Annotated in this window: 20 protein-coding genes; 13 read left to right on the top strand and 7 right to left on the bottom strand. The window is 36.6% G+C overall.

The window, feature by feature from the left end:
- Positions 1-77: 77 nt before the first annotated feature.
- Together cmk and porQ are read right to left on the bottom strand one after the other, a co-directional pair.
- Positions 78-752, bottom strand: coding sequence for a (d)CMP kinase (gene cmk, locus JOE44_RS05205; protein WP_209784641.1), 675 nt, complete (start codon positions 750-752; stop codon positions 78-80).
- An 82-nt stretch (positions 753-834) separates the two neighbouring features.
- A complete protein-coding gene (gene porQ, locus JOE44_RS05200; RefSeq protein ID WP_209784640.1) occupies positions 835-1,827 on the bottom strand; it encodes a type IX secretion system protein PorQ in 993 nt (330 codons plus the stop codon).
- Between the two features lie 167 nt (positions 1,828-1,994).
- On the opposite strand from porQ, the gene pyrH reads away from it, so the two are divergent.
- Positions 1,995-2,702 (top strand): UMP kinase, encoded by a 708-nt coding sequence (gene pyrH / locus JOE44_RS05195; protein ID WP_105682522.1) that lies wholly within the window; start codon positions 1,995-1,997, stop codon positions 2,700-2,702.
- Between the two features lie 81 nt (positions 2,703-2,783).
- On the opposite strand, the gene JOE44_RS05190 is transcribed toward pyrH, so the two are convergent.
- Entirely contained in the window at positions 2,784-4,139 is a 1,356-nt protein-coding gene (locus JOE44_RS05190) for a hypothetical protein (RefSeq protein WP_209784639.1), read from the bottom strand.
- Positions 4,140-4,580: 441 nt separating this feature from the next.
- On the opposite strand from JOE44_RS05190, the gene frr reads away from it, so the two are divergent.
- A complete protein-coding gene (gene frr / locus JOE44_RS05185) occupies positions 4,581-5,135 on the top strand; it encodes a ribosome recycling factor (RefSeq protein WP_209784638.1) in 555 nt (184 codons plus the stop codon).
- Between the two features lie 195 nt (positions 5,136-5,330).
- Positions 5,331-6,392, top strand: coding sequence for a ketoacyl-ACP synthase III (locus JOE44_RS05180; protein ID WP_209784637.1), 1,062 nt, complete (start codon positions 5,331-5,333; stop codon positions 6,390-6,392).
- Positions 6,393-6,435: 43 nt separating this feature from the next.
- Here JOE44_RS05180 and JOE44_RS05175 read toward each other — a convergent pair whose 3' ends face one another.
- From JOE44_RS05175 to JOE44_RS05160, 4 genes are all read right to left on the bottom strand, one after another.
- Positions 6,436-7,080, bottom strand: coding sequence for a hypothetical protein (locus JOE44_RS05175; RefSeq protein ID WP_209784636.1), 645 nt, complete (start codon positions 7,078-7,080; stop codon positions 6,436-6,438).
- 122 nt (positions 7,081-7,202) lie between these two features.
- Positions 7,203-8,660 carry an LptF/LptG family permease gene (locus JOE44_RS05170; RefSeq protein WP_105682515.1) on the bottom strand — a complete coding sequence of 486 codons (1,458 nt, stop codon included), beginning with the start codon at positions 8,658-8,660 and terminating at the stop codon, positions 7,203-7,205.
- Positions 8,661-8,770: 110 nt separating this feature from the next.
- On the bottom strand, positions 8,771-9,418 hold the full coding sequence (locus tag JOE44_RS05165) for an outer membrane lipoprotein carrier protein LolA (RefSeq protein ID WP_209784635.1): 648 nt from the start codon (positions 9,416-9,418) through the stop codon (positions 8,771-8,773).
- 64 nt (positions 9,419-9,482) lie between these two features.
- Positions 9,483-12,062 carry a DNA translocase FtsK gene (locus tag JOE44_RS05160; protein ID WP_209784634.1) on the bottom strand — a complete coding sequence of 860 codons (2,580 nt, stop codon included), beginning with the start codon at positions 12,060-12,062 and terminating at the stop codon, positions 9,483-9,485.
- 375 nt (positions 12,063-12,437) lie between these two features.
- Here JOE44_RS05160 and JOE44_RS05155 point away from each other — a divergent pair, with 375 nt between their 5' ends.
- From JOE44_RS05155 to JOE44_RS05110, 10 genes are all read left to right on the top strand, one after another.
- On the top strand, positions 12,438-13,073 hold the full coding sequence (locus JOE44_RS05155) for a cysteine hydrolase family protein (RefSeq protein ID WP_209784633.1): 636 nt from the start codon (positions 12,438-12,440) through the stop codon (positions 13,071-13,073).
- A gap of 371 nt (positions 13,074-13,444) precedes the next feature.
- Positions 13,445-14,020 carry a Crp/Fnr family transcriptional regulator gene (locus JOE44_RS05150; RefSeq protein WP_209784632.1) on the top strand — a complete coding sequence of 192 codons (576 nt, stop codon included), beginning with the start codon at positions 13,445-13,447 and terminating at the stop codon, positions 14,018-14,020.
- 293 nt (positions 14,021-14,313) lie between these two features.
- Positions 14,314-17,583, top strand: a complete 3,270-nt coding sequence (gene ccsA, locus JOE44_RS05145; RefSeq protein ID WP_209784631.1) for a cytochrome c biogenesis protein CcsA — start codon at positions 14,314-14,316, stop codon at positions 17,581-17,583.
- 490 nt (positions 17,584-18,073) lie between these two features.
- On the top strand, positions 18,074-18,940 hold the full coding sequence (locus tag JOE44_RS05140; protein ID WP_105682509.1) for an SPFH domain-containing protein: 867 nt from the start codon (positions 18,074-18,076) through the stop codon (positions 18,938-18,940).
- A gap of 81 nt (positions 18,941-19,021) precedes the next feature.
- Positions 19,022-19,210 carry an Arc family DNA binding domain-containing protein gene (locus JOE44_RS05135; protein WP_209784630.1) on the top strand — a complete coding sequence of 63 codons (189 nt, stop codon included), beginning with the start codon at positions 19,022-19,024 and terminating at the stop codon, positions 19,208-19,210.
- 475 nt (positions 19,211-19,685) lie between these two features.
- Positions 19,686-21,236 (top strand): aldehyde dehydrogenase family protein, encoded by a 1,551-nt coding sequence (locus JOE44_RS05130; protein ID WP_209784629.1) that lies wholly within the window; start codon positions 19,686-19,688, stop codon positions 21,234-21,236.
- 113 nt (positions 21,237-21,349) lie between these two features.
- Positions 21,350-22,675 (top strand): L-lysine 6-transaminase, encoded by a 1,326-nt coding sequence (gene lat, locus JOE44_RS05125; RefSeq protein ID WP_209784628.1) that lies wholly within the window; start codon positions 21,350-21,352, stop codon positions 22,673-22,675.
- 61 nt (positions 22,676-22,736) lie between these two features.
- A complete protein-coding gene (locus JOE44_RS05120; RefSeq protein ID WP_209784627.1) occupies positions 22,737-22,967 on the top strand; it encodes a DUF2007 domain-containing protein in 231 nt (76 codons plus the stop codon).
- 151 nt (positions 22,968-23,118) lie between these two features.
- Entirely contained in the window at positions 23,119-23,631 is a 513-nt protein-coding gene (locus JOE44_RS05115) for a GNAT family N-acetyltransferase (RefSeq protein WP_105682505.1), read from the top strand.
- A gap of 117 nt (positions 23,632-23,748) precedes the next feature.
- Positions 23,749-24,204, top strand: coding sequence for a transcriptional regulator (locus JOE44_RS05110; protein WP_065394571.1), 456 nt, complete (start codon positions 23,749-23,751; stop codon positions 24,202-24,204).

Raw genomic sequence — 24,204 nt, 5'->3', positions numbered from 1 at the left:
TAATAATAGATTAGTTTTTACAGTAATAAAACTTGCAATTTGTATACCAAAGGAGGCCTGATGCCTATTAAAAATTGTTAAATCTTTTCGATGTGAGATAAAATAAGTTCTATGGTTTCTTCTTTGGTTAATTCAGAATTGTCAATCACGATAGCATCGTCAGCCTGCTTTAATGGGGCTATTTCACGCTCACTGTCGATCTTGTCGCGTTCTATAAGGTTTTGCTTTACCTGTTCTTTATCGGCTTCTATTCCCAGGCCTTTCAGTTCTAAAAACCTTCTGTTGGTTCTTTCATCAATACTGGCAGTCAGGAAGAATTTATAGTCCGCATTTGGCAGAACTACTGTCCCAATGTCACGTCCGTCCATAATTACGCCGCCTTTCTCTGCCAAAGTGCGCTGTGACTGCAGCAAAAAGTCTCTTACTTCTTTCTGTTTGGCAACAAGGCTTACGTGGTCAGATACGATATTAGTACGGATTTCTTTAGAGATATCTGTGTCATTCAGGAAAAGAATAAGGGTTCCGTTGTTGTTTTTAAATTCAAGTCTGATCTGATCAAAAGAAGAAAATAATGTATTCAGATCAATTTCACCATTTTCATTCAGACAGCGCTGCAGAGCGTACCAGGTAACTCCTCTGTAAAGTGCTCCTGTATCCATATGAATAAGTCCCAATTTATCAGCAATGATTTTAGAGATAGAACTTTTTCCGGTAGACGAGTACCCATCGATAGCAATTACAGGTTTTTTCATACTGCAAATTTCAAGATTTTTTTTAAAAAATCAAGAGGAAGTAAGAAATTTTCGGAATAATTAAAAAAATCAGTTGAAAAGATTACTCTCCTCTGTGGCTGGAAAGATCCATGGAAATTCCTATCTGGTTGACATTTGAAGAGTTGTGATACCTTACGTGGGCATAATCAATACGGAATCTGGAAATTTTAATTCCAAATCCTGCAGAAAGTCCTGAAAAGTTTCTCTGATCTGCAACAGCCAGCTCATTTCCTCTTTTCACATTATAACCCAATCGGATATTGAAGTTCTTTTCCGGAAACAATTCTGCTCCCAATGAAAAGTGGTCTGCAATTTTTCTTCCGGTTTTTACTTCCTGTCCATCCAGATTATATTCTGAAGAAATATCAAATTTCTGAAGATCATGTGCTGTAATGGTGATTGCAAGAGGGAAGTTCTTGATAATTTTGGTATATCCCAGATCAACTCTGAACGGAAGGTTTTCTCTTGTTCCGTTGAATGATTTCAGCTGGAAACCAAAGTTTCTCATCACCAGGGAAAGTACTTCTTTGGTCTTTTTATTATGATAGGTAACTCCCGCTGTTCCTGAGATGGCGGAAGAAGTATAGTTGTCAATTTTTGAGGTAACGAAATTAAGACCTCCACCAATCGTCCAGTCTTCTTCAAACTGGTAAGCATAGCCTGCGCCAATGGCTACATCTGAAGCTTTGAATTCTCCGTTTTCGAAACCGCTTTCGTCAGTCCTCGGAATACTTCCATAGCTCATATACCTAGCATTGATGGTAGCCATGTGGCCATTCTCAAAGTCTTTGGCATAAGCGATAGTTCCGTATTTCGAATCGGCAAGGTAAGCCGTTGCGTTTACAGAAAGCTGTTTATCAGAATCTTTGTTTAACAGGGCAGGGTTTGCAATAGCAAAGGAAACATCATAATCTCTTATCGAAATTGCATCGCCACCCAAAGCAGCCTGTCTTGCAGATACAGGCACATTTAAGAACGGATAAACATTTGTTCCTGTTTGCGCATAAGAAACAATTCCTGATAGAAATAATGAAAAAATGATAATTTTCTTCAACTCAATTTATAATTAATGCAAAAATAATCCTTTTTCGTACTTTTCAAAATATTTCTTACATTATTTCTATTTAAATATTTTTCTTTTATCAATATTTTTAATGATTATATTTGCAAAATCAAATTCTGGGGAAACCAGTACTAATAAAAAGTTACTAAAAATAAAAGATGAAATATAAAAGAATCCTTCTGAAACTAAGCGGTGAGGCATTAATGGGGAACAGACAATACGGTATTGACAACGACAGACTGCAGGAATATGCTGCTGAGATCAAAAAAGTAGTTGATAAAGGATGTGAAGTTGCCATCGTAATTGGAGGAGGAAATATTTTCCGTGGTGTAGCAGGAGCTGCCAAAGGAATGGACAGAGTGCAGGGAGACTATATGGGAATGCTGGCAACTGTTATCAATGGGATGGCCTTGCAGGGAGCATTGGAAGATGCAGGAATCAAGACCAGACTTCAGTCTGCTATCGAAATGGATAAAGTGGCTGAACCTTTCATCAAAAGAAGAGCTGTAAGACACCTTGAAAAAGGTAGAGTAGTAATCTTCGGAGCGGGAACAGGAAACCCTTATTTTACTACAGATACCGCTGCTACATTAAGAGCCATCGAAATTGGAGCTGATGTCATTCTGAAAGGAACAAGAGTAGACGGAATCTATGACAGTGATCCTGAAAAGAATGTTAATGCAGTAAAATACAATTCATTATCGTTTGATGAAGTATTCGAGAAAAATCTTAAAGTAATGGATATGACTGCATTTACTTTAAGCCACGAAAATAAGTTGCCAATCATTGTATTCGATATGAATAAGGATGGAAATTTAGAAAAAATCGTAGACGGAGAAAATGTAGGTACTTTGGTTGATTTATAATCAATGTAACCCCTGAAAATATAAAAACACCTGTTGCAATAGTTATTGTGACAGGTGTTTTCTTTTTAACACTAATCTTAATTATTTATCCACACTGGCATTTTGCGTGGCATTTTCTTTTTCAACCAAAACATAACGGGAAGAAATCCACCCAATGATCTGATCTATTATTTTAAGAATCATCTCCAATTCTGTAACAGCAGTTACTCCCGGTACCAGTTTCAGATCTGGTTTTGGTAATGGCTGTGTTAAAATAAGACCATTCACTTGTGGATTAGACCCTTCCGCAGGAATACCATTATACATTCCCACATGCTGTACGGATAGCTGAAGCATATAGTCTTGCAAAGACTCAGGCGGTGTTTTGATGCTAATCGAGGAGGCACTTGAGTGTTGAAGTTGCCCCGGAAGCGATTGGTTCTGTATTCTTGTATAGCTGGCTCCTGAATTTGAAGAATCACTAATTGCCATCTTTTGTAAAGCGTTTAATAAAGCAGCCGTCATATAAGTAGGGGCCTGGCCATAAATAGTTGCGATTTTTGCCAGTTCCGATACCGGCCATGCATGAGGCACTACATCCAGATCATTCCAGTGCATGGTATTCCAGCTTTGGTAGGTGCCTGTCTGTTGCTGCCACCCTGAAGGCAATGGCGGGAATTTACTGTTGAACAGATTGGCAAATGCAGCCTCACCGGGAGTTGGTCCGGCAGTAGGATATACAAGCGTTACCCCGAAAGCATCCAGATCTTTATTCTCTTTCAGATAAAGGGCAAGGGTAGGAGATAATGCTCCGGCAAGGCTATGTCCACAAAATATAATGGCTGTATTCGGGTCAGGATTTAAGCTGGCAATAAACTGTTGCAGTGTGGTATTAGGTGAAGCGGCAGATTGAGGACTTGTAAGCCCCAGCAGTATACCTATTCCAGTAGCAGTTCCTTTTGAAATATATGGATCTGTACCATTATAAGGTGACGGAGCGAAATTGGAAGGGTTATAAGTGGTCCAGTTGACCACTTCTGAAACTGAAAAATCTTCTGTTTCCCAATCGTAAAGTGATGAAGGATTGGTAGCAGCAATAGCTACAACATAAGTAGGCAATGTAGGTCCTCCGGGAAATGCGACAGCATTAGACTTAACGACATATAATGCATTATCTGCAACTCCGGTAGGAACTCCCTTTTCATTTTTCTCTTCGATCAGGGCTGGCCCCCAGACCAAATCCCAGCTTCCTAATTCCGATACGGCTGAAGGATTAGCTATGGAAGGTGTTTTCTGATCCATTATTTTAACCGGAGGAACATTGTTAAAATAATAGGATAAATCATACTGAAGCTGTTGCTGCAGCTGGATACCAAAACCGTTGTAGCCTCCGGCACGGTTGGCAAGACCTGCCATACCGAAAACTTGTTGATAGGCATCTAATGATGGATTTGTCATGATGTGATGGGTTTAAATTAGTTTTAAATTTTTAGTTCATAAGAAAATGTCTTCTTTGAGACTTTCTGTTTGCCTTCCAGATATTATACTCAAATACCTGCTAATGTTCTGTTTAAAAGACATAGTAAAGGAAGCTAGAAAAAATGAAATCACACTAAGTAGAAATAACCAAAATATTCGGTAGGTGTTTGTACCCGAAGTTTTTGCTTTTGTTGAGTTTTTAGGTAAAAACAAATTTCTTGTTTCAAAGAAAAGGCAAGTACACAAAATCATGTTGGAAATAGCTATTATTCGAAAACAATCATTATTTTTGCAGCACTGAATAGTAAAAAATAATTTAAAACAGTAAGAAAACCCTGATGTTTACAGTGTTTTTGGATTTAATTAGTTGATATTCAGTTGAATTAATAGATGTGTAATTTATCAAACTTTAATATAATAATGGAAGAATTAGATCTTATATTAGAATCTGTAAAACAAGACATGGATGCAGCGGTAAAGCACCTGGATCACGCATTTCAAAGAATTAGAGCAGGACGTGCTTCTACATCAATGGTTCAGGATGTAATGGTAGAATACTATGGAGCAATGACTCCTATCAACCAGGTTGCGAATGTTTCTGTTCCGGATGCAATGACAATCTCTATTCAACCTTGGGACAGAACTGCAATCAATGCGATTGAAAAAGCGATCATCAACTCAAACTTAGGTTTTGCACCTTCTAACAATGGAGAAAACATTATCCTTAATGTTCCGCCTTTAACTGAGGAAAGAAGAAAGGAACTTGCAAAGCAGGCTAAAGTAGAATCTGAGAACACTAAAGTAACGGTAAGAAACGCAAGACAGGATGGTTTGAAAGAACTTAAAAAGCTGGATGGAGTTTCTGAAGATGTATTGAAAGGAGTAGAAGAAGAAATTCAGACTTACACTGATAAATACGTTAAGCTTTGCGAAGAGCATCTTAAGACAAAAGAAGCTGAAATTATGAAAGTATAATTTCCAGCTGTTGAAAATACTAAAGAGGTTTCCAATGGGAGACCTCTTTTTTTGTTTTTTTGCTATTTTATTTAACTTTTTATAATGCAATGCATTCTTATTCCATACTATATTGTGAAGTATTTACGTTCATTCATTATATTTAATAAAATTATTCCTGGTGTCTAATTAAAAAAACAGGAGACGAATACTAAAATGATGACAAAAATTATCGGGGTAGGAAATTATATCCCATCGGAAACAATAACTAATTTATTTTTTGATAACCATGTTTTTCTTAATGAAGAAGGGATATTGTTAAAAGAGGATAATGCCTCCATTACGGATAAGCTAAAAAAGATTACAGGCATTGAAGAAAGAAGATATGCGCACAGTACACAGGTCACCTCAGATCTGGGATTGATTGCAGCGCGTTCAGCAATAGAAAATGCAGGAATAGATCCTGAAACATTAGACTATATTATATTTGCCCATAATTTCGGGGATGTTCGTTTCGGAACAGTTCAGTCGGATATGGTGCCCAGCCTTGCCGCCAGGGTAAAACATTTATTAGGAATCAGAAATAATTTCTGTGTTGCCTATGATGTTGTTTTTGGATGTCCGGGATGGATTGAAGGGGTAATACAGGCTCATGCATTTATTAAGTCCGGTATAGCGAAACGATGTTTGGTGATTGGAGCAGAAACCCTTTCCCGTGTGGCGGATATTCATGACAGAGATAGTATGATCTATGCTGACGGCGCAGGAGCAGCGGTTCTGGAAGTGAATCAGAATGATGATTCCGGGATTAAAGCTCATTTATCAGCTTCTTATACATTGGAAGAAAAAGATTATCTGTATTTTGGAAAATCTTATAACAATGAGAGATGTCCGGATACCCGATACATTAAAATGGATGGCCGAAAAATATATGAATTTGCCCTTGTCAATGTTCCCGATGCCATGAAAAAATGTCTTGACAACAGTGGATATTCTATTGATCAGTTAAATAAGATTATTATTCATCAGGCGAACGAAAAAATGGATGAAGCCATCGTGAGCAGGTTCTATCAATTGTATGGAAAACCGGTTCCGGAAAACATTATGCCTATGGTTATTCATAAACTGGGAAACAGCAGCGTGGCTACTATTCCTTCTTTGCTGACAATGATTCTGAAGGATGAGCTGGAACATCATCAAATCAGCAAAAATGATGTGGTTTTATTTGCTTCTGTAGGAGCAGGAATGAATATTAATGCTTTTGTTTATCAGTTTTAAAATATAAAAAAGAGATTGGCTCAAAGGTCAATCTCTTTTGTTTTTATAAACATTGTATGGAGCCTTTCTGGTCTTTATGTTTTAATAGAGATAGGTAGCTCTTAAGGATTTCATCCACACTACACTGAATTTCTTTTCCCGGAATAGTATCAGGAGCTGTTTTTTCTTTCTGATCGGATTTTATGCTGTATTTCTTTTCAAGACATTTCAGCGGCTGATTATTCTGAAGGTAGATACGGGTTTCTGTAATGTCATCTTTGGTCACTGGTTTTTCGGGAGTGCCGCCATCAAAACTCCACACGGTCTCTTGTCTGAAAATAAAAAATGGCTTTCCATCTTTAATAAAATACTTTTCAGATCCGGAAAAATGACTGTGTTCTGCATAAAAATGTTCTATCACTTTAATTCCATCCTTGTCAGAATAGAAAGTAACTTCCCCTGAAGGTTCGTCATTACAATCATAATTGAATTTTGAAGAACTCAGCTTTTTAGTTTCCAACTGAGCCTGAAGGGCAGCATATTCTTTTTTGATCTCAGCAATAGGGTCTTCTTCAGTGCTGCTCTGCATTGAATCCTTTTTTATGACAAGACTATCCCTGGAAACGGATTCTTTATAAGAAGTTTTCTCTTTTTCATTTTTACAGGAAACAATAAGAAGCAGACCTGCTGCCAGAAATAAGGTTTTCATATGATAGATACTTTGATGGCTGATAAAAATACAAAAAAATTAAAAGCATGAATTATCAATATAAAATCGTATAAAAAAGCTCCGGAATTTCTCCGGAGCTTTCTTTTATTTCAATATCAGATTTATTGGTATCTCTGATGTTCTTTACTTTTTGTAAACCTTTTCGTAATCGGTTTGAATAATGCTTTGTATTTCTCTGCATCAAATAACTGTGAATCTGTAAGGGCTTTATACGTCATCCAGACTCCAAAAGGCAGAAGGATCAGGTTGGGAAGCCACGCCGCAAGATAAGGGTTCATTTTCCCGCTCCAGGACATATTTTCCACCCCAACATTCATGACATAAAAGACAATGAAAATAACAATGGCGATGATGACCGGAAGTCCCATTCCTCCTTTTCTGATAATGGAACCTAAACTTGCCCCAATCAGGAAAAAGATAATACAGGTTACGGAATAGGCCACAATTCTCTGCTGGTAAATCACCACTTTACTGAAGTACTTCACATTGGAACTGTATTCATTCTTTTTAGATTCCAGTGTTGATTTCAGATTATCAAGCCTGCTGTAGGAATTGTAAATAATTTCCAGCTTTTTTTCTCCTTTCACGGTATCCAGTTTGATCTGGGTTTTGGGCGCTACTTTATGCTTGTTGCCCTTATCCATATAGGTAATGACAGAATTGGTCTGGTTAAGAACTTCCGCCCCGATATTATCAAAGAACTGTTTGTTATCTTTCTTGTTTTTGGCAATCGTTCCGTCAAGCTGGTTATAGGTCTGGAAACGATAGTCATCCGTAATCTGTTCTTTTTCGATGGCTTTATTGATGATTTCACTGATGTCAAAGTGAGAAACCAATGTATCAAATTTAATGGCTTGATCAGGCTGTTTTAGTCTTACATTATCACCTTTTCCGGCAAAAGCATCTTCAAAAACATATCCGTTATAAAGGACAAGCTTTAGGAAGTTCTTGTTGGCAGCCGGAACAAATTTTCCTTTTTCTGCTACCACAGATTGCTGATTTTCGTAAGCGTTTGCTTTCTTATGCACAAAAACACCTTCAATATTCTCTCCGTTTTCTCCGTATATTTTGTCAAACTTCACCATATACCCGGGAATCTGATCAATAAACTGTCCGGGAGTAAAGTTGATGGCCGGTTTTGTCTGGGCAATATTGAAAAGCATGTTTTTTGCCTTTTTCTGAAAATCCGGGATAATATTATTGGAGAAGAAAAACAACATGATGGCAAGTGCCGTTGAAATTCCAAGAAGGGGAATCATTACTCGGGTCAGAGGAATTCCCGCGGCTTTCATTGCTGCAAGCTCATAACGTTCTCCAAATTCACCGAATGACATAATGCTCGCCAGAAGGATCGTAAGGGGAAGAACCATACTGATTACGTTTACCCCCAGATAAAAGAGTAGTTTAAGGATTTGCCAGTAGCTTAATCCTTTTCCCATAAATTGTCCTAACTGAACCCAGATAATGTTTACAATAAAAATGAAAAACAATACGCTGAATATAAAGAAAAACGGTCCAAAGAAGGTTTTTATGATATATCGGTCTAGTATTTTTAACATGCGCCAAAATTAATCAAAAAGCCACAAAGTTTACTTGTGGCTTTTTATATTTTGTTATTTTTTTAACTTAAAAAGGAAATTTGCGTGGTTGCGAATTCACTTTCAGCTTTTTAAAGTTCTGTAATGATGTAGTTTTTGAACTTATTTTTGTCGAAAACAAACATATTAGGATCCAACTCCTGGTTTTCTTTGTATTCTTTAATAGCGATTACCGCAACATCTTTGTTGTTGCCATGCTGCTCAAGTTTTACCATTTGTTTTTTCGCAGAGTCTACAAAAAGGTATACATACTTTATTCCGTTTGCTTTTACCGGAGTCAGTTTAATAAAATCGGAATTAACCCCATTGACCATTTTCTTACCGTTGTAGGTTACATTATAATCGTTTCTATAGGTCGTCAGGTAGTTGATAGGGGAGAACATGGTGCTGTTTCCGTTAGGTTTTGCAATGGTTACTTCCATATCATCCGCGTTGATATTATAAATTTTGTTTCCGTCGAAGATCTGTTCTGTATCCATGATCTTCAGTTTGTATTTTTCTCCGGCAACATAATAAATACCAGGTTCTGTTTTTGCCACCTGCCCGTTAAGACCGCTTCCAAAAGAAAATTTGAAGTAAGAATTCTTTTTAGAATTGTAGTTGGCTGTAATATCATCCAATATCTTTTTAGCTTTAGCATCAATCTTCTGAGCGTTCGCCATACCTACTGCACTTACAACAAAACTTCCTAATATAACTTTTGAAATAATATTTTTCATTTTTTTATTTAATAATCTTTAGACATTTTTAATTTTGAAAGGTTAAATCATTCAATTTTTTCCTTTAACTACGCAGATCTTCCAAAAACTGTTCCAAAGAATGCAAGTCACTGATCAGAACCTCTCTTGCCTTAGCTCCGTTGAAACCGCCTACAATACCACTTGCTTCAAGCTGATCCATAATTCTTCCGGCTCTGTTATATCCCAGTTTCAATTGTCTCTGAAGCATCGATGTAGATCCCTGCTGTGTAGAAACGATGATCCTTGCTGCTTCTTCAAATAAAGCATCCTTTTCGTTCGGGTCAAAAGTACCTACTGTACTTGTAGAGTCTTCAGAAACATATTCAGGAAGCAATAACGCTGAAGCATAGCCTTTCTGCTCTCCGATAAATTCTGCCAGTCTTTCCACTTCCGGAGTATCTACGAAAGCACACTGAAGTCTTAAGATCTCGTTTCCGTTGAAATAAAGCATATCCCCTTTACCAATCAGCTGATCTGCACCTGGCGAATCTAGAATGGTTCTGGAGTCTACACTGGAAATTACCCTGAAGGCAGCTCTCGCCGGGAAGTTGGCCTTGATCATACCCGTAATTACGTTCACGGATGGTCTTTGTGTGGCAACAATAAGGTGAATCCCTACGGCTCTTGCAAGCTGAGCAAGTCTGGCAATGGGTAATTCAACTTCTTTTCCTGCGGTCATGATCAAATCTGCAAACTCATCTACTACCAATACAATATAAGGTAAGTAACGGTGACCGTTTTCAGGATTTAATTTTCTCTCGGTAAATTTCTTATTGTATTCTTTTAAGTTTTTACAGAAAGCATTTTTAAGAAGATCATATCGTGTATCCATTTCAATACAAAGAGAGTTCAGTGTATTGATTACTTTATTGGTATCCGTAATGATTGCTTCTTCAGCATCCGGTAATTTTGCCAGATAGTGTCTTTCAATTTTTGAGTATAATGAAAGTTCCACTTTCTTAGGATCTACCATGACGAACTTCAGTTCGCTTGGGTGTTTTTTGTAAAGAAGAGAAGTAAGAATTGCATTAATACCAACAGATTTACCCTGACCTGTAGCTCCCGCCATCAATAAGTGAGGCATTTTTGAAAGGTCAGCCATGAAGATTTCGTTGGAAATAGTCTTTCCGAAAACTACCGGAAGATCCATATCCGTATTCTGGAATTTCTGAGAAGCAATCACAGAACGCATGGAAACCATGGTAGGATTTTTTCTTGGCACTTCAATACCAATAGTTCCTTTTCCAGGCATTGGAGCAATAATTCTGATCCCTAATGCAGAAAGGTTCAGTGCGATATCATCCTGTAGTTTTTTAATGGCTGCTACTCTGATTCCTGCTTCAGGAACAATTTCGTACAGCGTAACAGTAGGACCAATTGTTGCCTTGATCTCTGCAATTCCAACGTTGAAATTCTTAAGAAGTCCAACAATCTTATTTTTATTTTCTTCTAATTCTTCCTTATTGATAGAAATTTCTTCATTTCCATAATCTTTCAGTAATTCTACAGGCGGCATCTGGAAATTGGGCAGATCAAGCTTATGGTCATACAATCCGTGCTTTTCTACAAGTTCCTGAGACTTTTTATCAGAATCGTCCAAAACATCAATCACCTGGGCTACTTCTACATTGAATTTAATGTTTTCCTGTGCAGGTGTGGGAGTTGCCACTGGAGACGGAGCAGAGGGTCTGATGTCAAATGCTTCCTCCGGACTGGAAACCGGAACAATGGGTTTTGCAGAAAGGTTTAAACTTACCGGTTGAGAAACATCCCTCGGTTCTGCTTCAAAAGAAGTATGGTTGGGAGTAGTAATCGTTTCTATCTCACTTGAAACCGGAACTTCAGGAAATCCTTTCGGAGTGCTTACCGGTTCTGGTTCTTTCATTGTATTAATCGGATTATTGGGAGAGTGGTTTGTAACATCAGTTACTGTAACTCTGGATGCCGTTTCCTCTGCTGTTTCCTCTGCTTCTTCTTTCAATTCCTCATCGGCCTCGAAATCATCATTAGAGTCCGGCATCATAGATTTTACTTTTCCAATAGTATTTTCATTGATCTTATCCAGTTTTGCTTTGATAGAACTTGGACGAAGATTAAATTCAAGAATAAAATATAAAAGGATACTGGCCACGAGAACGGTCCACAAACCTACCGTTCCGATAATAGAGTTAAGGTAATCCATGATCTGATATCCGTACACACCTCCTAAAACCCCTTGTCCTTTAGTAAGTGCTCCCATAAAGATAGGAAGCCAGCAGATAAAAAATAAAGAATGACCAATAGTTTTCCAGGGCTTAAAGATCTTCTTTTTCAGGATCAGTGTACCCACAACAAGAAGTAAAAAAGCGATGATAAATGAAGCAATCCCAATACTTTCAAAAATAAAAATATTCCCAAGCCAATCACCTACCTTGCCAAAGATATTTGAAGATTTTATACTCTTGTCAAGCATCGTTCCAGCCTGGCTTTGATCTGCCTTCCAGTTCATCAGATAAGAGACGAATGAGAATGCAAGAACAGCCGATAAAAGTATAAAAGTAAGCCCGAAAAAAATACGTGGCTTAGATAAGATTCTGCCTTTTTCAGGCGATTCAGTCGGTTTTTTTTGTGTCTTTTTATCCATAATATCAATGTCGCAAATTTAATGTTTTATTCAACACTAAATGAATCTTTTTTATCCAAAAAACATTTTGGTAATCCCGCTTTTATAAAGGTTATTTAAATTTTTCCCCTTAAAAATATTTTCTTTTACAGTACAATAAAATAAGGCTATTTTTTTTGCTTATCCAAATCTGATACCGTTAAATTATATTAACGGATTAATATTTATATTCTTTAAAAAAGATAATAAAATTTCTTATTTAAATTGATGTAAATGAAAAAAAGTAGCAATATTCAAAATTTGATGGATATTATAATATATCAGTGGTGTTTTTTTGAACTAGTTCAAAGGTCAGGAGGAGAAGCCTGTGTAATTTTGACCTATAAAATTTGAGACATGAAAAATACATTCAAAACTATTCTGACTCTAGGTCTGATAATAATTTCACTGATTACAATGAACGCACAAAAACAAAAAATGGAAAACACAGCACTATTAATTATCGATGTACAAAACGATTATTTCCCGGGAGGAAAAATGATGTTGGAAAATGCCGAACAGGCTGGAGAAAACACCCGGAAAGTTTTAGAGTATTTCAGGAAAAATAATCTTCCTGTTATTCATATTCAGCATATTTCTACCAATGATGGAGCTACTTTTTTTCTTCCGGATACGGAGGGTGCTAAAATCAATCCTAGGGTTTTACCTCGCGAAGATGAAAAAATAATTATTAAACATTTCCCCAACAGCTTCAGAGAAACGGATCTGATGGATTATCTTCGGTCAAAGGAAATCAAAAATCTGGTGATCACAGGGATGATGACGGATGTTTGTGTAGAGGCAACTACCAGAGCTGCTTTTGATTTTGGGTTTACGAATACAATTATCGGAGATGCAACAGCAACCAGAAACCGGGAGTTGAATGGGGAAGTGGTGAAGGCGGCAGAAGTACAAAGGGCTACTTTGGCCGGAATATCTGCTCTTGGAAATCTTTATGCACGGGTCATAAATACTCATGAACTTTTAAAATAAGCTATCGGGGAAATGGAAAGGCACAAAGATTTTTTGATAATCTTATAGGTAATCATTTGAAAAATCAGCTCAATCTGTGAGAAAATAAAATATTAAAAACGCAAAGACGCAAAGATTTTTTTTGAAATATAAGCGGTTTTTAGGTCGCAAAGATTTTATCTCCGATAAAATTTAAAACAGTTCAACTTGCTGAAAATCTTCGATTTTCTTGCGCCTAAAAGATAATTACAATGTATTATGAGCTTTTTGCGCCTTTGCGTTTACCCAATAAAAATTGGAGCTCTACTGCTTAGTACAACAATAACTTAACATAACTTAATTTTATAAAGGTGTCAATAATTTTGATACCTTTATTTGACTTAAACAAAATAATGTCCGATTTACTTCTTAAAAATATCAGTCAATATATCAACCTTTCGGAAGAGGATTTTAAACAGTTTGTAAAGCCATTTGAATACAAAAAGTTTAAAAAGAAAGAAGTTGTTCTCAAAGAAGGAGATTGCTGCCTCTTCGAAGGATTTGTTCTGAATGGTTGTTTCAAAATCTATTACCTGAATGAAAAAGGATTTGAGCAGACTTTATATTTTGCTGTGGAAGGCTGGTGGATTACCGATATAGACAGCCTTATCAATAATGTTCCGAGCATTTTGAATATTGAAGCCCTGGAAGACAGTGAAGTTTTGATGATTGCTAAAAAAGATAAAGAATATCTGTACGAAACAATGCCACAGATAGAAAAGCTTTTCAGGATCATGAATCAAAAATCTTCGGTAGCCCTGCAAAGAAGAATTCTTTCATTAACTGGCAAAACAGCAGATAAACGGTATCTTGAATTCCTTGAAAAATATCCGGGACTCGAACAGAAGCTTACCCAGCAGCAGGTTGCTTCTTATCTGGGAATTACTCATGAATTTTTAAGCAAAATCAGAAAAAAAGTACCAGTGTAGAAATTGTTTTATTGTCTTTTCTTTTTCTGAAAAACACAATTGACATTTGTTGTTTGATAATCAGATGATTAGTCGTTATTGTTCTATTTTTGAATAGAAGTCTTCAATCATTGAGATAGGTATTATAAATCTGTATTCAGTTGATTTCCGGAATTGAATTTTTCCCAATGTTTTCAGGCTTATTAAGAATGTTTCAAAATAAGCAAAACCGAGGCCAAAGTGATAAAAAACAGCTTTTTTTAAGCTCTTTGTAGTTTATCATGCTTATTTTTGCATGTCAAGTACAATAAATCATGAAGAAGCTCCAAGATATTCTTATCTCAACCAGGACAATGGCTGTATTGTTGCTGGTGTACGCATTCGCGATGGCTTATGCAACGTTCTTAGAAAACGACTACGGAACTCCTACAGCAAAAGCATTAATTTATGAGGCTAAATGGTTCGAACTGATCATGGTCTTACTGATTCTCAATTTCATAGGAAATATCGGAAGATACAGGTTGTGGAAGAAAGATAAGTGGCCGGTTCTTGTTTTCCACCTTGCCTTTATTTTTATTTTTATCGGTGGTGCCATCACCAGATATATCAGTTTTGAAGGACAAATGCACATCAGAGAAGGTGAAACATCCAACGAAATCGTAACCGATAAAAATTTCTTTAAAATTCAGATCGAAGAAAAAGGTGATGTGCTGAACTATCAGGATGTTCCTTATCTGATGTCTCCGTTACACAAAGATTTCAATGCAACCTATGACTTCCACGGAAAAGAAGTGAAAGTGTCTGCAAAGGAATACATTCAAAGAAAAAAAGACAGCCTTGTCGCTGAGCCAAACGGTGCTGAGTATCTTCATTTGGTTTCTACCGGAAATACAGGAAGACAAAATATTTACATCAAACCGGGGGAAACAAAATCCATCAACGGAACTTTGGTGACATTCAACAGAGCGATTGAAGGCGCAGTGGAATTCAAAAACGAAGGAGGAAAATTATTCATTAAAACTCCTGTTGATGCAAGCTATATGACCATGGCGACTCAGGCTACAGGAAGTACAGCGAAAGATCAATTCCAGCCTTTGGCACTAAGAAGTTTATATACGATCAACGAACTGAAACTGGTAGTTCCTGAAGGTCTTAAAAAAGGAAGACTGATGGCTATTGAAGGGGACAGAAAGAAAGATGCTAATGTTCCGGATATGCTTCAGATTGAGCTTCAGGGACCAAAAACAAAACAAATTGTAGACCTTTCTGTTGAAAAAGGAAACCCAAATGCTTACAAGCAGGTGACTATGGATGGATTAAACATTATGGTAGGTTTCGGACCAAAAGTATACAACACACCTTTCGCTCTGAAATTAGATGATTTCGTAATGGAAACTTATCCTGGAAGTTCATCTCCAAGTGCTTATGAAAGCCATGTGAAAATCATTGATGAAGGTAAAGAAACTCCTTATAAAATTTATATGAACCACGTTCTTAACCATAAAGGTTACCGTTTCTTCCAGTCGAGTTTTGATCCGGACAGAATGGGAACTGTTCTTTCTGTAAACCACGATTACTGGGGAACTCTGATTTCCTATATCGGATACGGACTTTTATTCTTAGGAATGTTTGTGATCTTCTTCTGGAAAGGAACTCACTTCTGGAAACTGAATAAAATGCTGACTGATGTTAACAAAAAGAAAGCAGCAGCAGTACTTTTACTATTCTTAAGTTTAGGGTTAAATGCTCAAAAAATTGAAACTCATGGAACAACTGATGGAAGCAGAGAACACATTCATGTAGAAGGAGACAACCATTCTCATGCTCCAGCTCCGTCTGCCCAGCCGCTTGACGGTGCTGCTCCAAAGCAGAACTCTTTGGCAACGCCAATGGGTAAAATGAGATCTATTTCTCCGGATGAGATCATTGCAAGAAACAAAATCAGCAAAGAGCATGCGGATAAATTCGGATACCTTCTGGTACAAAGTTTTGAAGGAAGAATTGTTCCTATCAACACAGAAGCATTAGATGTTTTAAGAAAATTATACAAAAAAGACGAATTCAAAGGAACAGACGGAAAGTCTCTTACAGCTAACCAGTGGTTCCTTTCTATCAATACAGACACACCAAGCTGGACGATGGTTCCTATGATCAAAGTGGGACCTAAAGGTGGTGATGAACTGAAAAATAAAACCAAAGCAAACGAAGACGGGTATACTTCATTAATGAACCTTTTCCCGGCAGATGCAAACGGTAATCTTACTTATATTCTGGAGCACGATTACAATACTGCATTCCGTAAAAAACCAGCTGAACAAACGAATTATGATAAAGAAGTAATTGCTGTAAACGAAAGAGTGCAGATCTTCAACGAATTCTTCAGTGGTCAGTTTATGAGAATTGTTCCTGTAAAGAATGATGCTAATCACACGTGGCATTCATGGTTAGACCAGAAATTCGAACCGGATATGGAATCTCAGCAGGTAATGGGTCCTTATTTTGCAGAAGCTCTTACAGCACAGAAAACAGGGGACTGGAGCAAAGCAGATACAGAATTGGCGAAGCTTTCAGAATACCAGCAGAAATGGGGTAAAGCTGTTGTTCCTGCTAAATCTAAAGTTGATCTTGAGGTTTTCATGAATAAAGCAGATATTAACTTTAAACTGTTGATTTTCTATACTATTATTGGAGGACTTCTTTTAATCTTAGGATTTGTTGAGCTGTTTAAATCTAATAAAGTATTAAATAAAGTAATTAAAGTAATCATCGCGGTTGGTTTAGTAGGATATCTGTGTCATTTCTTAGGACTTGTCGCAAGATGGTATATCTCAGGACACGCACCGTGGAGTAACGGATACGAAGCGATTATCTTTATCTCATGGGTAGGTATTACTGCTGGTTTATTACTATATAGAAACTCAAACGCATTAATTCCTGCAGCCGGATTTATGGTAGCAGTGATTATGATGGGATTTGCTCACGGAGGTTCAGCTCTTGATCCGCAGATTACACCGCTTGTTCCGGTATTGAAATCATATTGGTTAATTGTTCACGTAGCAATTATTACCTCCAGTTATGGATTCTTCGCACTGTCGATGATCATTGCAGTGATCTCATTGGTATTCTATATTATATCCAATAAAGAAACTTATAAAATTCACCATGATACTACATTGAAGGAATTGGTAATCGTTTCTGAAATGTCATTAACCATAGGATTGTTTGCTTTAACTGTAGGAAACTTCTTAGGAGGAATCTGGGCAAACGAATCATGGGGAAGATACTGGAGCTGGGACCCGAAAGAAACATGGGCTTTCATCTCTATCATGGTGTACGCGTTTGTATTGCACATGAGATTAGTACCTGGATTGAGAAGCAGATGGGCATTCCACGTAGCAACGATGTTTGCGTTCTGCTCAATGGTAATGACTTACTTTGGGGTAAACTATTACCTAAGCGGACTTCACTCGTATGCAGCAGGAGATCCGGTACCAGTACCGGCATGGGTATACATTGGAGTAGGTACAATGATCCTTTTATCAGCGGTTTCTTATATCAAGTTTAAAGCTTTAACGAAGAAATAAAAGATTGAACATATCAATTAAAATCCCGGAATTTACTTTCCGGGATTTTTTTATTTCTGTTGTTTCTGACTTTGGGATGAGTTGTTTTAACGCTATGTTCGCAATGATGTATATTATGATGAAAGAACGTTCGCAAAGGCGTTTCACTCAGCAAGAGAAGAAGTGTTTATTTAAGCTGAAAGTGTTGTAAAATGTAAAGAACTTGTGTTCTTATAAACGCTATGGTTCGCAATGATTTTGTTGATGAGTTGTCGTTCGCAAAGGCGTTTCACTAAGCAAAGAAACTACTGGTCGCAGCTAAACGAAGTGGCTTTGCGAACAAAAATATAATGCATCCTAATAAATTAACCTCGTGAACTTTGCGTCAGTTAAAAATACCCGAATCCCGAAATCTGCAGCTCATTCAAAAAACTCAAAATTTATCATTCATAATTCAAAATTCATTAGTATCTTTATGATATCAAAATAATATCAAATTAAAAATTCAATCATGGAAAAAACATTAAAACCCATGTCGGGTTATCTTACACTGGTCATCTGCCTTGCTCTGTTTGTTGCAGCAGTTTACTTCTTTGTTAGTGGAGTAGATCAAAGTATCGTCTATGTGGCTATCGCTATGCTTTGTTTTCTTCTTTCGTGCTTTTTCTTAAAAGGGTTAATGATTATTCAGCCTAACCATTCAAGAGTGTTAAACTTTTTTGGAAAGTATGTAGGGAGTGTAAAAGAGAATGGGTTATTCTTTATCAATCCTTTGTATTCATCACAGAAAATATCTTTACGTTCTGAAAATTTACAAGGTCAGACTTTGAAAGTCAATGATAAAATGGGTAACCCTATTGAAATTGCCGTTGTAATCGTATGGAAAGTGGGAGATACTTACAAAGCTGCTTTTGATGTAGAGCGTTATTCAGACTTTGTAAAAATGCAGAGTGAAGCAGCTGTGAGACATTTAGCGATGAGCTTTCCTTATGATAATTTAGAAGATGATCATGCTCCGATTACATTGAGAGAGGGAGGTGATAAAATCAATTCTATTTTGGAACAGGAGCTTACAGATCGTCTTTCCAAAGCAGGAATTGTAATTCAGGAAGCAAGAATTTCGCACCTGGCTTATGCTTCGGAAATTGCGGGAGCAATGCTTCAGAGACAACAGGCTACAGCAATCGTTGCTGCAAGAACCAAAATTGTAGAAGGAGCTGTGGGAATGGTAGACCTTGCATTGAAAAAACTTTCAGAAGATAATATCGTTGAATTGGATGATGAAAGAAAAGCTGCAATGGTAAGCAATTTAATGGTAGTTCTTTGCGGTGAAAAAGCGGCAACTCCAATATTAAATGCAGGAACACTTTACAATTAAAAGTGAAAAATTAACAGTTAGATTTTAGTGAAGATATTTCTGCGCTAAAATAGTTAGAAATAATGTTAGAGAATTTAGAAAATGAAATCAGAAAAAGCTCAGAACTCTTCGGAAAGCAAAGGTAAAAAATCCTTTGTGATAAGGATAGATGAGTCTACTTATAAACTTCTTGAAAAGTGGGCCAATGATGAATTCAGAAGTGTGAACGGACAGATAGAATTCCTGTTGCATCAGAGCCTTGTCAACGCAGGGAGGAAGAAGAAAGAGTAGTTTAAAAGGGTGGATCAAACAGGGAAAATAACCTTTTTGGGAAATACTCGCACAGAAATCGAATATTTTTCCCCTTTTTAAAATTACAGAAAGTATAAAAAAGACCTCCTTTTTTAGCTTTTCAATAAAGAAATAACAATTCAGTTAACCTTCGCCTAAAAAAGAAAGCAGAGAAATTTTCTCTGCTTTTTTATTGTATACAACTCTGGAGACTATCTGCTCCAACGTAGAATATAACGAGCCAAATCAAGCCTTTAATGGTAAAGAAAGCTAATCCTGCCCATCCCACACGCTTGAACCACTTTTTAAGCTTTGAGTTGTTTTCTTGTGAATTTTCCATTGGTGATTATCAAAAAGATTACGCTACAAAGATAAGCATGTTTATAATTAGTCCAAATAAAAAGCGTATTAAAAATTAAAGTTTTGAGGTTCACATAATATTTTTATCTTTAGAGAGAACGAAAAGTAAGATTTTATGTCAAAAAAAGTAAAGGATTTCGGAATCGAAAAAACGCTGAAAAATTTAGGTATTAAAGAAGAGAACAAAGGTACCTCAACAGGCGGGAAATATTTCGCTTCAGGAAAGGTGATAGAAAGCATTTCTCCTGTGGACGGAAAGTTGATCGCTAAAGTAAAAACTTCCGGAGAAAGTGATTATGACAAAGTAATTGAAACTGCTCAAAAGGCATTTCAGGAATTCAGGCTGATCCCGGCTCCCAAAAGAGGAGAGATCGTAAGACAGCTGGGCTTAAAATTAAGAGAATATAAAGATGACCTTGGTAAACTTGTTTCTTATGAAATGGGTAAATCATTGCAGGAAGGACTTGGTGAAGTTCAGGAGATGATTGACATCTGTGACTTTGCGGTAGGACTTTCAAGACAGCTTCAGGGGTACACCATGCACTCTGAAAGACCAGGACACAGAATGTATGAGCAATACCACCCGCTTGGAGTAGTAGGAATCATTACTGCATTCAATTTTCCGGTGGCTGTATGGTCTTGGAATACAGCTTTAGCATGGATCTGTGGTAATGTTACCATCTGGAAGCCGTCTGAAAAAACACCACTTTGTGCTATTGCATGCCAGAATATCATGATGGAAGTTCTGAAGGAAAATAACCTTCCTGAAGGTATTTCAAGTGTATTGGTATCAGACCACGAAATCGGACAGAAATTAGTAGATGATAAAAGAGTAGCGCTGGTATCTTTCACAGGATCTACAAGAGTAGGAAGAATGGTTTCTTCGAAAGTAGCAGAAAGATTCGGGAAGTCTATTCTTGAATTAGGAGGAAACAATGCGATTATCATTACTAAAGAAGCTGATATCGACATGTCAATCATCGGAGCTGTTTTCGGAGCGGTAGGAACTGCAGGACAGAGATGTACTTCAACAAGAAGACTGATCATCCACGAAAGTGTTTACAATGAAGTGAAAACAAGATTAACAAAAGCTTACGGGCAGCTGAAAATCGGAAATCCATTGGATGAAAACAACCATGTAGGACCACTTATTGATACGGATGCTGTAAACCAGTACGAAGAAGCGATCAAAAAATGTAAAAAAGAAGGCGGGAAATTCGTTGTTGAAGGTGGCGTTTTAACAGGAAAAGATTACGAATCCGGATGCTATGTAAAGCCTTGTGTAGCAGAAGTGAAAAACTCTTATGAGATTGTTCAGCACGAAACTTTCGCACCTATCTTATATCTTATCAAATACAAAACATTAGAAGAAGCTATCGCTATTCAGAATGATGTTCCTCAGGGATTATCTTCTGCTATCATGACTCAGAACCTGAGAGAAGCAGAGTTATTCCTTTCCCATGCTGGTTCAGACTGTGGTATTGCCAACGTAAATATCGGAACTTCCGGTGCTGAAATTGGTGGAGCTTTCGGGGGTGAAAAAGAAACCGGAGGAGGAAGAGAATCAGGATCTGATGCCTGGAAGTATTATATGAGAAGACAAACCAATACTATAAATTATACCGCGCAACTTCCTTTAGCGCAAGGTATTAAATTCGATTTATAAAAGCTTTACTTAAAGCACTTAAAAAACAAAAAAATTAATAACCTGAATGGTTACATGTTTCATTCTTTGAGCCATTTGAACATTCACTTATTAAATCACACTACAAATTTATTATGGAACACACATTAGATATAAAAGCAAATAAAGTAAAAGAAACAGTAGGAAGACATGTTCTTGCAGACGGTTTCGATTTTGTGATGGACATTGAAAAATCACACGGATCATGGCTTTATGATAAATTGACAGACAGAGAATACCTGGATATGTTCTCTATGTTTGCATCAGCATCCATCGGATACAATCACCCTTATCTTGTAGAAAGATCAGAATGGTTAGGAAGAATGGCTGTAAACAAACCTACTTTGGCTGACGTTTACTCAGAAGAATACGCTCATTTCCTTGAAGTATTCGAAAGAGTGGTTATCCCGGAAGAATTACAATATGCGTTCTTTATCGAAGGCGGAACTATGGGCGTTGAAAATGCTATGAAGGCATGCTTCGACTGGAAAACCCGCAAAAACTTTGCAAAAGGACTGGAAACGGAAGCAGGAATCTGTATCCATTTCAAACAGGCTTTCCATGGAAGAAGCGGTTATACTTTAAGCTTAACCAATACTTCTGACCCAAGAAAATACCAATATTTCCCAATGTTCAACTGGCCGAGAATTTTAAATCCAAAATTAAAATTCCCGATTACAGAAGAGAACCTTGAAGAAACCATCAAAAATGAAAACCTTGCGCTGCTTCAGATTGAAGAGGCTATTCTGATGAACCCTGATAAAGTGGCTTGTATCATCATTGAACCTATTCAGGCTGAAGGAGGTGACAATCATTTCAGAGATGAATTCTTATTAGGATTAAGAAGAATCTGTGATGACAACGAAATCTTACTTATTTTTGATGAAGTTCAGACAGGTATTGCCATTACAGGGAAAATGTGGGCTTTCCAGCATTTTACAGCAAAACCGGATATCATTTCTTTCGGGAAAAAAGCTCAGGTTTGTGGTGTTTTGGCCAACAAAGAGAAGTTTGATGAAGTTCCAAACAATGTTTTCAGAGAAAGTTCAAGAATCAATTCTACATTTGGAGGAAACTTTATTGATATGCTTCGTTTCCAACTGGTAATGGAAGTTATCGAAAAAGAAAACCTTGTGGAGAATGCAAGAGTAGTTGGAGATTTCTTATTAGAAAGCTTAAAAGCCATGGCTGAAAAGTATCCTGAAAAAATTTCAAATGCAAGAGGAAGAGGTTTAATGTGTGCTATTGATCTTCCAACTGCAGAGCAGAGAAATCACCTGATGAATGAGCTTTTTAACGATGGATTGATTATTCTTCCTTGTGGAGATCAGTCTCTTCGTTTCAGACCTCATCTGAATGTTACTAAAGAAGAAATCCAACTTGCTTTAGATAAAATTGAAAACAAGATTAATAAAATTTAAAACCCGGTATTTGTAATTTTAAAAAATATATCGTATATTTAGATACTTAAACAGTTAGAATATGGAAAGAAGTACGAGAGTATCAGTTTATGTAAGTGATAATCCTTCAGAAATTCAGTTGGTTAAGTCTAAATTGGATGACGCTCAAATTACAAATACCGTTGAAAATAACTATCTTACATTTACTACAACCCCAACAGCTACTTCGCTGAAGGTAATGGTAGATTTGGAAGATGAAAAAAAAGCATTTGAAATTATTGATGCTTACCTTCAACAAAGTGAAAATCAATAAACAATTTCATAATTTTAAATTTTACTACTTCAAACCGAAAATTAATCTTATTAGTTTTCGGTTTTTTAATTAATTACAAACGATTAAAAAAAATTATTCTTGCAATTATTAGTTATTCTAATTTTTAAATTTTTAAATCAAATTTTACCACATGAATCCAGAGATTAAGCTAAGAAAAGCGGAAATTGAAGAAAGAAACATTATTTGGGAAATCATCCAGCAATCTATCGAAAGAAGAAGACAGGATGGAAGCACCCAATGGCAGAACGGATACCCTAATCTTGGAACCGTAGAAAGTGATATTGCCAAAGGATTCGGACATGTTCTGACGGTAGATGGAGAGATTGCTGTGTATGCAGCTTTGATTTTAAATGATGAACCTGCTTACAGTACTATTGAAGGCGCATGGCTGAGCGATGGTGAATTTGTAGTGGTTCACAGAGTTGCTGTAGATGAAAAATTTGCAGGACAGGGCATGGTGAAAAAGTTTTTTGACCATATCGAAGAATTTACAAAATCCCATGGAATTCAGAGTATTAAAGTAGATACGAACCATGACAATATTGCTATGTTGAAAATCCTTGAAGGCAGAGGTTATTCTTATTGTGGAGAAGTTCTTTTAAGAGACGGAATGAGAAAAGCTTTTGAGAAGATTATATTTTAAGCCAAAAGTTAAATCCTATTTCATTGAATTTTTAAAACGCCCTGTATTTATAAACTCTATCAGGTTTGTTCGTTTGGTTCTGAACTAATTTCTACTTTTGTTCAAAATTTTTATATTATGCACCAAAGTATAGAAATTGATGAGAAAATTTTTCAGGATGCCGTAAAATTCTATGGCACCGTGTTCAGCTTACCCCCTTTAGCATCGAAAATTTATTCCTACCTTCTTTTTGACTATGAGAAAGTAGGAATTACTTTTGACGAGTTTGTTGAAGTATTATCCGCCAGCAAAAGCTCTGTTTCCACCAGTATTTCTTTGCTGTTGAACGCCCAGCTTATTGTTGATCATAATAAGATGGATGAGCGCAAACGATATTTTTTCATCAATGATGAATACAAAAAAATACGATTCGAGAAAATTGTCCAAAAAATGCAGGACGAACTAAAACTATTAGATGATTTAAACAATTTTAAAAAAAGTAAAGACGATGGATACAATGAAAGAATAGAAGTTTACAAAGCACTCTTAAATAAAAACATAGAAAATATACAGGAATCTCTTAATAAACTATAA

It is taken from the genome of Chryseobacterium sp. PvR013 (assembly GCF_017833095.1).
Taxonomy (GTDB): domain Bacteria; phylum Bacteroidota; class Bacteroidia; order Flavobacteriales; family Weeksellaceae; genus Chryseobacterium; species Chryseobacterium culicis_A.
This window is presented reverse-complemented; position numbering and strand designations above follow the sequence as displayed.

Bases quoted from the DNA above. Each gene is read 5' to 3' on its own strand.
- JOE44_RS05190 (WP_209784639.1), bottom strand. From the start codon at position 4,139: ATGACAAATCCATCATTAGATGCCTATCAACAAGTTTTCGGTATGGCA.
- cmk (WP_209784641.1), bottom strand. From the start codon at position 752: ATGAAAAAACCTGTAATTGCTATCGATGGGTACTCGTCTACCGGAAAA.
- frr (WP_209784638.1), top strand. From the start codon at position 4,581: ATGGAAGAATTAGATCTTATATTAGAATCTGTAAAACAAGACATGGAT.
- pyrH (WP_105682522.1), top strand. From the start codon at position 1,995: ATGAAATATAAAAGAATCCTTCTGAAACTAAGCGGTGAGGCATTAATG.
- JOE44_RS05160 (WP_209784634.1), bottom strand. From the start codon at position 12,062: ATGGATAAAAAGACACAAAAAAAACCGACTGAATCGCCTGAAAAAGGC.
- JOE44_RS05170 (WP_105682515.1), bottom strand. From the start codon at position 8,660: ATGTTAAAAATACTAGACCGATATATCATAAAAACCTTCTTTGGACCG.
- JOE44_RS05140 (WP_105682509.1), top strand. From the start codon at position 18,074: ATGGAAAAAACATTAAAACCCATGTCGGGTTATCTTACACTGGTCATC.
- ccsA (WP_209784631.1), top strand. From the start codon at position 14,314: ATGAAGAAGCTCCAAGATATTCTTATCTCAACCAGGACAATGGCTGTA.
- JOE44_RS05115 (WP_105682505.1), top strand. From the start codon at position 23,119: ATGAATCCAGAGATTAAGCTAAGAAAAGCGGAAATTGAAGAAAGAAAC.
- JOE44_RS05175 (WP_209784636.1), bottom strand. From the start codon at position 7,080: ATGAAAACCTTATTTCTGGCAGCAGGTCTGCTTCTTATTGTTTCCTGT.
- lat (WP_209784628.1), top strand. From the start codon at position 21,350: ATGGAACACACATTAGATATAAAAGCAAATAAAGTAAAAGAAACAGTA.
- JOE44_RS05165 (WP_209784635.1), bottom strand. From the start codon at position 9,418: ATGAAAAATATTATTTCAAAAGTTATATTAGGAAGTTTTGTTGTAAGT.
- JOE44_RS05150 (WP_209784632.1), top strand. From the start codon at position 13,445: ATGTCCGATTTACTTCTTAAAAATATCAGTCAATATATCAACCTTTCG.
- JOE44_RS05130 (WP_209784629.1), top strand. From the start codon at position 19,686: ATGTCAAAAAAAGTAAAGGATTTCGGAATCGAAAAAACGCTGAAAAAT.
- JOE44_RS05120 (WP_209784627.1), top strand. From the start codon at position 22,737: ATGGAAAGAAGTACGAGAGTATCAGTTTATGTAAGTGATAATCCTTCA.
- JOE44_RS05155 (WP_209784633.1), top strand. From the start codon at position 12,438: ATGAAAAATACATTCAAAACTATTCTGACTCTAGGTCTGATAATAATT.
- JOE44_RS05135 (WP_209784630.1), top strand. From the start codon at position 19,022: ATGAAATCAGAAAAAGCTCAGAACTCTTCGGAAAGCAAAGGTAAAAAA.
- JOE44_RS05110 (WP_065394571.1), top strand. From the start codon at position 23,749: ATGCACCAAAGTATAGAAATTGATGAGAAAATTTTTCAGGATGCCGTA.
- JOE44_RS05180 (WP_209784637.1), top strand. From the start codon at position 5,331: ATGATGACAAAAATTATCGGGGTAGGAAATTATATCCCATCGGAAACA.